The organism is Marinobacterium arenosum, assembly GCF_019795155.1.
Taxonomy (GTDB): Bacteria; Pseudomonadota; Gammaproteobacteria; order Pseudomonadales; family Balneatricaceae; genus Marinobacterium_C; species Marinobacterium_C arenosum.
In genome coordinates this window covers 252-7,848 of sequence record NZ_JAILYN010000087.1, presented here as the reverse complement: position 1 = coordinate 7,848, position 7,597 = coordinate 252, and the positions used below count along the sequence as shown (strand labels likewise).

The 7,597-nt window shown below is 59.0% G+C and carries 5 protein-coding genes; 1 reads left to right on the top strand and 4 read right to left on the bottom strand.

Annotation, left to right across the window (positions count from 1 at the left end):
- Positions 1-159 precede the first annotated feature (159 nt).
- From greA to carA, 3 genes are read right to left on the bottom strand one after another with little or no spacing between them, the layout of a single operon-like run.
- Positions 160-639 carry a transcription elongation factor GreA gene (greA, locus tag K6T12_RS20940; RefSeq protein ID WP_222224919.1) on the bottom strand — a complete coding sequence of 160 codons (480 nt, stop codon included), beginning with the start codon at positions 637-639 and terminating at the stop codon, positions 160-162.
- Positions 636-3,857: a carbamoyl-phosphate synthase large subunit gene (gene carB, locus K6T12_RS20935; RefSeq protein WP_222224918.1), complete on the bottom strand. Its 3,222-nt coding sequence runs from the start codon at positions 3,855-3,857 to the stop codon at positions 636-638. Before carB ends, greA begins: the two co-directional genes overlap by 4 nt.
- A 50-nt stretch (positions 3,858-3,907) precedes the next feature.
- A complete protein-coding gene (gene carA / locus K6T12_RS20930; protein WP_222224917.1) occupies positions 3,908-5,044 on the bottom strand; it encodes a glutamine-hydrolyzing carbamoyl-phosphate synthase small subunit in 1,137 nt (378 codons plus the stop codon).
- Between the two features lie 322 nt (positions 5,045-5,366).
- Here carA and K6T12_RS20925 point away from each other — a divergent pair, with 322 nt between their 5' ends.
- Positions 5,367-7,331, top strand: coding sequence for a methyl-accepting chemotaxis protein (locus tag K6T12_RS20925; protein WP_222224916.1), 1,965 nt, complete (start codon positions 5,367-5,369; stop codon positions 7,329-7,331).
- Between the two features lie 54 nt (positions 7,332-7,385).
- On the opposite strand, the gene K6T12_RS20920 is transcribed toward K6T12_RS20925, so the two are convergent.
- Positions 7,386-7,597 (bottom strand): hypothetical protein (locus tag K6T12_RS20920; protein WP_222224915.1); only part of this gene is annotated, 212 nt, incomplete at its 5' end.

The window sequence follows — 7,597 nt, the reverse complement described above, 5'->3', positions numbered from 1 at the left end:
AGCCACTTTCGTGTTGCCGACAAGGCGAGAGCGGCGTTATCCCCGGGCATTAAAGAGTTGCCCATGCCGCTACCCCGTGAGAAAGAAAAATGCCAGTCAGTTGGCTTAACTGACTGGCATTACGCCTAAGCGCGGTTTTTTCGATCACAGTCGACAAGGTCAGATATGCTGCACCTGACCGATCTCATACTCGGTGGTACCACCCGGCGTGGTGATGGCGACCAGGTCGCCCTCCTCCTTGCCGATCAGCCCACGAGCAATCGGTGAGTTGACCGAGATCTTCTTGACCTTGATATCCGCCTCATCATCACCGACGATCTGGTAACTGACCTCCTCGTCGGTATCCACATTGATGATGGTGACAGTGGTACCGAAGATCACCTTACCGCTATGCGGAATGGCGGTGACATCGATCACCTGGCAGCTGGACAGCTTGCTTTCCAGCTCCTGGATACGCCCTTCGATAAACCCCTGCTGCTCACGCGCGGCGTGATACTCGGCGTTCTCTTTCAGGTCGCCGTGTTCACGGGCATCGGCGATATCCTGAATAACCCGCGGCCGGTCAACGGTTTTCAGACGATCCAGTTCAGCGCGCAGAGCTTTTTCGCCCTGCACGGTCATTGGCACTCGGTTGTTCATGCTTGGCTACCCTGATGAATATCCTGCAGACGACGCACCACTTTTTCCTCACCGTAGTCCAGCGCCATGGTCACCGCCTCGGCACCAGCCAGAGTCGTAGTATAGGGCACTTTATGCTGCAGCGAGCTGCGGCGGATGTCGGAGGAATCGGCAATCGCCTGACGACCTTCGGTGGTGTTCACCACGTAAGCGATCTCATCGTTCTTCAGCATGTCGATGATGTTCGGACGGCCTTCCATCACCTTGTTGACCACTTCGACCTCGAAACCGTTCTCTTCCAGCAGCTTGGCGGTACCGCTGGTTGCCACCAGCGAGAAGCCATGCTTGACCAGGCTCGCCGCCACGGCAACCACACCCGGCTTGTCGACGTTGCGCACCGAGATGAACGCCTTGCCCGGCTTCGGCAGTACATCGCCACCGCCGATGTGCGCCTTCATGAACGCCTCGCCGAAGGTTTCGCCAGTCCCCATCACCTCGCCGGTGGATTTCATCTCCGGCGACAGGATCGGGTCGACCGACGGGAACTTGTTGAACGGGAACACCGCTTCCTTGACGTTGTACAGTTTCGGCACGATCTCCTCGGTGAAGCCCAGCTCCTGCAGAGTCTTGCCGGTCATCACCTGGGCGCCGATCTTGGCCAGGGACACGCCGATGCACTTGGAGACGAACGGCACGGTACGGGACGCACGCGGGTTCACCTCGATCACGTAGATCTCGCCATCCTGGTAAGCCAGCTGGGTGTTCATCAGGCCGACCACGCCGAGCTCCAGCGCCATCTTCTTGACCTGCTCACGCATCTGGTCCTGGATGTCGGCCGGCAGGTTGTACGGCGGCAGCGAGCAGGCGGAGTCACCGGAGTGCACGCCGGCCTGTTCGATATGCTGCATGATCGCGCCAATCACCACGGTCTCGCCATCGGACACCGCGTCGATATCGATCTCGATGGCGGCGTTCAGGAAGTGGTCCAGCAGCACCGGCGCCTCGTTGGAGACCTGCACCGCCTCGTTCATGTAGCGACGCAGCTCCTCTTCCTTGTAGACGATCTCCATCGCCCGACCGCCCAGCACGTAGGACGGACGCACCACCAGCGGGTAGCCGATCTTCTTGGCTTCGATGATCGCCTCTTCCAGCGAACGCACAGTGGCGTTTTCCGGCTGCTTCAGACCGAGACGCTTCAGCATCTGCTGGAACTGCTCACGGTCTTCGGCACGGTCGATCGCTTCCGGCGAGGTACCGATGATCGGCACGCCGGCACGCTCCAGCTCGACCGCCAGTTTCAGCGGCGTCTGACCGCCGTACTGGACGATCACGCCCTTCGGCTGCTCAACCTCGACGATCTCCAGCACATCTTCCAGCGTGATCGGCTCGAAGAACAGCCGGTCGGAGGTATCGTAGTCGGTGGATACGGTTTCCGGGTTACAGTTGACCATGATGGTCTCGAAACCGTCTTCCCGGGCCGCCAGCGCCGCGTGTACGCAGCAGTAGTCGAACTCGATGCCCTGACCGATACGGTTCGGACCGCCGCCGATCACCATGATCTTGTCACGGTCGGACGGGTTCGCTTCGCACTCCTCCTCGTAGGTGGAGTACATGTAGGCGGTATCGGTGGCAAACTCGGCGGCACAGGTGTCCACCCGCTTGAATACCGGGCGCACGCCCAGCTTCTGGCGCTGTTTGCGGAACTGTTTCTCGCTGACACCCAACAGGGTCGCCAGGCGGGCGTCGGAGAAGCCTTTACGCTTCAGACGGAAGATCGCATCGGCATCCAGGTCGGACAGCGCCATCTCGGAGATCCGCTGCTCATCCTTGATGATGTCTTCCACCTGCACCAGGAACCAGGGATCGATGCCGGACAGCTTGTACAGCTCGTCGACGGTCATACCCAGCCGGAAGGCGTCGCCCAGGTACCAGATACGCTCGGAGCCCGGCTCCTTCATCTCGCGCACGATCGTGGTGCGGGCATCCTCGGCCTTCAGGTCGACGATCGGATCGAAGCCGGTAGCGCCCACTTCCAGGCCACGCAGGGCTTTCTGCAGTGACTCCTGCTGGGTACGGCCAATTGCCATCACCTCACCGACAGATTTCATCTGGGTGGTCAGGCGGTCGTTGGCCTGCGGGAACTTCTCAAAGGTGAAACGCGGAATCTTGGTAACCACGTAATCGATCGCCGGCTCGAACGATGCCGGTGTACGACCGCCGGTAATATCGTTCTGCAGCTCATCGAGGGTGTAACCCACCGCCAGCTTGGCCGCTACCTTGGCGATCGGGAAACCGGTCGCCTTGGAGGCCAGCGCAGAGGAACGGGAGACACGCGGGTTCATCTCGATCACCACCATCCGGCCGGTTTCCGGGTCCATGCCGAACTGAACGTTGGAACCACCGGTCTCGACGCCGATCTCGCGCAGTACCGCCAGGGATGCGTCACGCATCAGCTGGTACTCTTTGTCGGTCAGCGTCTGGGCCGGTGCCACGGTGATGGAGTCACCGGTGTGCACGCCCATGGCGTCGAAGTTCTCGATCGAGCAGACGATGATGCAGTTGTCGTTTTTGTCGCGGACAACTTCCATCTCGTACTCTTTCCAGCCGATCAGCGATTCGTCGATCAGCAGCTCGTTGGTCGGCGACAGGTCCAGGCCGCGCTCACAGATCTCGACGAACTCTTCACGGTTGTAGGCGATACCGCCACCGGAGCCACCCATGGTGAACGACGGGCGGATGATCGCCGGAAAACCGATGGCGTCCAGCACCTGCAGTGCCTCTTCCATGCTGTGGGCGATCGCCGCACGCGGGCATTCCAGGCCGATGTTCTTCATCGCCTTGTCGAAGCGGTTGCGATCTTCGGCCTTGTCGATGGTGTCGGCGTTGGCACCGATCATCTCGACGCCGAACTGCTCCAGTACCCCTTCGCGCTCCAGATCCAGCGCACAGTTCAGCGCGGTCTGGCCGCCCATGGTCGGCAGCAGTGCATCCGGACGCTCTTTTTCGATGATCTTGGCGACGGTCTTCCAGTTGATCGGCTCGATGTAGGTGGAATCCGCCATCGCCGGGTCGGTCATGATGGTGGCCGGGTTGGAGTTCACCAGGATTACCCGGTAGCCCTCTTCACGCAGGGCTTTACATGCCTGAGCACCGGAGTAGTCGAACTCGCAGGCCTGGCCGATCACGATCGGGCCAGCGCCGAGAATCAAAATGCTTTTTAAGTCTGTACGTTTGGGCATCAGTGTCTACCGGTCGTATCAGTTATCTGTATCTTTCTGTCTGTCTGGGCTCAGGCGCCCTTAGCGGCCTTCATCTGTTCGATGAACTTGTCGAACAGCGGTGCGACGTCATGCGGGCCCGGGCTGGCTTCCGGGTGGCCCTGGAAACTGAACGCCGGACGGTCGGTACGCTCGATCCCCTGCAGGGAATCGTCGAACAGCGACTTGTGGGTAGCACGGATATTGCCCGGCAGGCTGTCCTCGTCGACCGCAAAGCCGTGGTTCTGGCTGGTGATCATCACCTGCTTGCTGTCCAGGTCCTGCACCGGGTGGTTGGCACCGTGATGACCGAACTTCATCTTCACGGTCTTGGCACCGGAGGCCAGTGCCAGCAACTGGTGGCCCAGGCAGATGCCGAATACCGGCAGTTCTGTCTTCAGGATCTGCTGGATCGCCTCGATCGCGTAGTCACAGGGCTCCGGGTCGCCCGGACCATTGGAGAGGAATACGCCATCCGGATTCAACGCCAGCACTTCGTCAGCGGGGGTCTGCGCCGGTACCACGGTCAGTCGGCAGCCGCGCTCGACCAGCATCCGCAGGATGTTGCGCTTGACGCCGAAGTCGTAGGCCACGACATGGAACGGCAGCTCCTCGTCGGACTTATCCACATGGCCGGCACCCAGTTGCCAGGTGCTGGAGCGCCAGTCGTAGCTCTGTTCGACAGTCACCACCTTGGCCAGGTCCATGCCCTTCAGACCCGGGAATGCGTTGGCTTCTGCCTGCGCCTTATCGATATCCACCTCGCCGGCCATGATGCAGCCGTTCAGCGAGCCTTTTTCCCGCAGAATACGGGTCAGGCGACGGGTATCGATATCGGCGATGCCAACGATGTTGTTGGCTTTCAGGTAGGCATCCAGGCTCTGCTCGTTGCGGAAGTTGCTGGCCAGCAACGGCAGATCACGGATAACAAGACCGGCAACCCAGGTCTGGGAGGATTCCTCATCCTCTGCATTGGTGCCGACGTTACCGATGTGTGGATAAGTCAGCGTCACGATCTGACGGCAGTATGACGGGTCAGTCAGAATTTCCTGATAACCGGTCATCGAGGTGTTGAACACCACCTCACCGCTGGACAGACCGTCGGCGCCAATGGCTACGCCCTTGAAAATACTGCCATCTTCAAGCGCCAGAATGGCTGGTCTTGTCAATTGAACCTCCCCGCGTTCGCGCAAATTAGACAGAAATGGACAGGATACGTGCAAAAAAGCGAGGCAAATTTTAGAAAATCAGCCTCGCTTCTTTGTGTAATGAAATCTGTTCGGATGTTTGCTTCGGGCAAACGGGCGGTATTCTACTGAAAACGGCCACGCTTGTCCATCAACTCACCGCGCTACCGCAATGCGCCACGCATGAGCGCTTTTGTCATTATTTTGTAATCGTTGCGTCATTAGATAGACACCCGTTCACACATAATCGTCTGGAAAATAAGGCCGACGCGGCAACCGACGCGCGCTAACAACCGAGGAAATTATGAGCATTTCACAACTGCTCCGATTGGCATTGGCCGCTCTGGCAGTGATCACCCTGTTCCTGGTGGGATCCATAGCATGGTCGATATCAAGTCTCGATATGTCTTTCAATCAGATAGATGCCTATCATCGCTACAAGGCGCAGATCAACCAACAGATCCAGAAACCGATCTCCAACTACCTGCTGAGCGGCAACGCCTCACTGCTGAACAAGGTTGAACACAACATCGAACAGCTGTCCACGGATAACACCACCCAGGCGCTGCCTGAAGAGATCCGCGAACAACTGAATCTGCAGCTGGCACAGCTGAGCGGCTCGCTCTCCTCGACGCTGCGAGAAGCAGGCAAGCTGGCCGACCCGCAGGCGCTGCTGATGCAGAACGAGCGCGAAAGCAGCCAGTCGATCGCCTCGATCCGCGATTACGTGGCCGAAGCCAGCGACGACGTGATGCCACAAAAGCTGCGCTATCTGCAGGCGCTGGTTGAACTCCAGGCGATGATCAGCCAACGCACCCTGCTGCGCGAACGCTATTTCAACAGCCCGTCGCCGGAAGTACTGCAGACGTTGAACAAGCAGATCAACCAGGTAGAACAGAAAGCCAACCAGCTTTATACACTGCCCCGTCTCGGTGTGATGGAGGAAGCGGAAGAGGATGGTCTGGCCGAGCTGATGGGTTGGCAAACCGACGATAGCGAAGCCGTTGAAGACAAGGGCGAAACCCTGCTCTCCCAACTGCGCTTCCTGGCCGGTCGCTACAGCAAGGAACTGGCCAACGCCCAGAAATATGTTGCCATGAAGGAGCAGGGCAAGAAGGCTGCCAACCGCCAGCTGACCAACCTGACCGACAGCTTCGTCGAACTGGAGCAGTCGATTGCCGGCCATCAACAGGAGATCAAGAACGCCGTCTACTTCACCCTGGCGATCAGCATCGGCCTGATCATCGCCATCTGCACCTATATCGGCATCTCCAAGTACCGGCTGTCGCGGGTGCTGATCCGTACCGCCAAGAACCTCGACCGACTGGCCCAGGGCGATCTCAACCATAACCAGCCGCTGAACAGCAAGCTCGCCGAGGTCCGCTCGCTGGAAAGCAGTACCGACAGCCTGCGCAACTTCCTCTCCATGCTGCTCAACGAGATCCGCAACGAGGTGGCACAACTACACCATTTGCAAAACGAAGCCCGGCAAAGCGCCTTAAGCCTGACCGAGATCGTCAGCACCCAGCGCGATAGCTCCAGCACTGCCGCCGCCCAGATGAGCCAGCTGACCACCTCGTTCGAAGAGGTCGCCGAGAACGCGGCCCGCACCAATGAAGCCACCCGCAATGCGCACGGTCTGGTCGAATCGGGCTGCCGCCAGGTCAACATGACCGGCCGCAATATTCAGGAACTGGCCGTTGAGGTTGAACTCACCTCCAAGGCGCTGACCGACCTGGAACGGGATACCGGCGCCATCAAGGATGTACTGGAAGTGATCCGCGGCTTTGCCGAGCAGACCAACCTGCTGGCATTGAATGCCGCCATCGAGGCCGCCCGCGCCGGTGAATCCGGCCGCGGCTTCGCGGTGGTCGCAGACGAGGTCCGCAACCTGGCCACCAACACCGCCAGATCGGCTGACGATATCCAGGCGATCATCGAGCGGCTGTCGGCCACCACCGCCAATGCGGTCACCCGGATGAGCCAACAGGAACAGAAAGCCAATTCGGTGGTCGGACTGGCCCGCGAAGCGGAGCAGGCAATCGAACAGATCCGTGTGGCCATCCACCAGATCAACGATATGAACGCGCTGATTGCGTCGACCACCCAGCAACAGTCCTCCGCGACTTCGGATATCACCAACGCCATGGAGCACAGCAGCCATACCGCCAACCATGCGATCAACGCCGCCGAGAACAGCAAGCGACACGCCTCCCAACTGGCCCAGGTCAGCTCGCAACTGACCTCGCTGGTCAGCCAGCTGCACTAAGATTCGAACGCATGGCAAACACCAAAACCGGAGCCTGACTCCGGTTTTTTTGCTTTATTTTTTATGGCGCCAGAACAGAGAGAACAGAGAGAACAGAGAGAACAGAGAGAACAGAGAGAACAGAGAGAACAGATAGAACAGAGAGAACAGAGAGAACAGAGAGAACAGAGAGAACAGAGAGAACAGAGAGAACAGAGAGAACAGAGAGAACAGAGAGAACAGAGAGAACAGAGAGAACAGAGAGAACAGAGAGAACAGAGAGAACA